Source organism: uncultured Formosa sp. (assembly GCF_947500765.1).
Classification (GTDB): domain Bacteria; phylum Bacteroidota; class Bacteroidia; order Flavobacteriales; family Flavobacteriaceae; genus Formosa.
Genome location: NZ_CANMTH010000047.1, coordinates 1 through 890 on the forward strand (window position 1 = coordinate 1; position 890 = coordinate 890).

Annotated in this window: 1 protein-coding gene; it reads right to left on the reverse strand. The window is 28.1% G+C overall.

Features of this window, described 5'->3' with window-relative positions; genetic code table 11:
* Positions 1-185: 185 nt before the first annotated feature.
* The gene (locus Q1B05_RS18535) at positions 186-806 is read right to left on the reverse strand and encodes a hypothetical protein (RefSeq protein WP_299782943.1); all 621 of its coding nucleotides are present in this window, start codon (positions 804-806) and stop codon (positions 186-188) included.
* Positions 807-890: the final 84 nt, after the last annotated feature.

The following is an 890-nucleotide window of genomic DNA, read 5'->3' on the forward strand; positions in this document are numbered from 1 at the left end:
TAATATTACTAATCCAATAATTCTTATTTTATTCATGTTTTTTCGATTTTGAGTGCGTTCCGCAATGAATGGCAACGTGTTCGTGTATGGTTAGTTGCGTGGTTAAGCAACTAATTTAGCAAAAATGGAACGAACCAGAGGAAATTCTGCAGGAATTTCCACGTAGGATAGAACCAAGCAATTAATTATACACTTTGTTGTACACAGTTTTTTAATTTTTCTTCAACATTTTCAACGTCAGCATTGTATTCAATTTCTATTTTCTTAATAAAAATTAAGTTGTTTTTAGCTTCAGTACAATTCCCGATTGATATGTAGCTTAAAGCTTGGTTTATATAAGAAGCCAAAATAATTTCTTTATCATCACAATTTTTAATGACAAAGTCTAAAATTTTTATAGCTTTTTCATATTCAGCAGTTTTGTAATAGACAAGTCCTAAATTAGTACTTGCAATAAAATAAGTTGAGTCAGAAGCAGTAATTGATTTTTTTAAAAATTCAATTGATTTGTCATATTTTTTGAGAGCTAATGAATTCAATCCAATGTTGCTCATTATAGTGTAGTTATCAGGCTCGATTTCTAAAGCTTCAAGGAAAATTTTTTCAGCTTTTGTGTTTTCTCCTTTTTTTGCAAATTCTAAAGCAATACTATTCGTTTTGTTTGCTTCTGGATTTTTGAATTTCTGATTTTTTATGGTCTTTTGAGTGAAATCAACCTCGCTAATTTCATTTGAAGATTTATTATTTAAACAAGATATCACTAAAAGTAAAAAAGGTAATATCAAATAGTGTCTATTTTCTTTCATATGAATCTTTGGTCAAATGTCTTGTCCTGAAATATGGCTACAGTTTAAAATTGAATTAAGCTGATAATTTATATACCATATTCG